Raw genomic sequence first — 458 nt, 5'->3', positions numbered from 1 at the left:
TTCCAGGACCGAGAAGCCATTGTCGACGGCGAGCGCGCCGAACAGCACCGCAAACGGCGCCGACGCCACCACGACAGGCATCGACAGCCGCACGCCCTGCCAGAAATCGCTTCTATCGCCGCTCTCGGAAATTGCTTGCGCCGACATGGCCTCTCCTTGATCAGGGCCTGATGTAGGAAGCGCTGCCTGCCTTGTCACACGAATTCGCTTGAGCCAAACGATCAGCGGAAATGATCGTCGGGTTACCGGAGCCGGAGGCTAGTCAAGCGAACCCTTGCCCTCGATCGCCCTGCCCCAGTCGAGCAGCGGCTTGGCGCGCAAGGTGAAATCGACGAGTTCGTCGACCAGATCAGCCGTATGGATTCCCGCCGGATCGATGACATGCTGGACATAGAAATGCCGGTGGCGGATGGCGGCGACCAGATCGGGATCACTGATTTCCTCGAAGCCGCATGGCG

The 458-nt window shown here is 61.4% G+C and carries 2 pseudogenes; both read right to left on the bottom strand.

Going from position 1 to position 458, the window contains the following annotated elements:
- Nucleotides 1-147, bottom strand: a pseudogene (locus EN984_RS39310) (branched-chain amino acid ABC transporter permease); the annotation flags it as partial.
- A gap of 111 nt (nucleotides 148-258) precedes the next feature.
- Nucleotides 259-458, bottom strand: a pseudogene (locus EN984_RS37250) (DUF2461 domain-containing protein); the annotation flags it as partial.

This window comes from Mesorhizobium sp. M7A.F.Ca.CA.004.12.1.1, assembly GCF_003997835.1.
Taxonomy (GTDB): Bacteria; Pseudomonadota; Alphaproteobacteria; order Rhizobiales; family Rhizobiaceae; genus Mesorhizobium.
The sequence above is the reverse complement of the archived record's forward strand: the minus strand, read 5'-3'. Positions and strand labels throughout refer to the sequence as shown.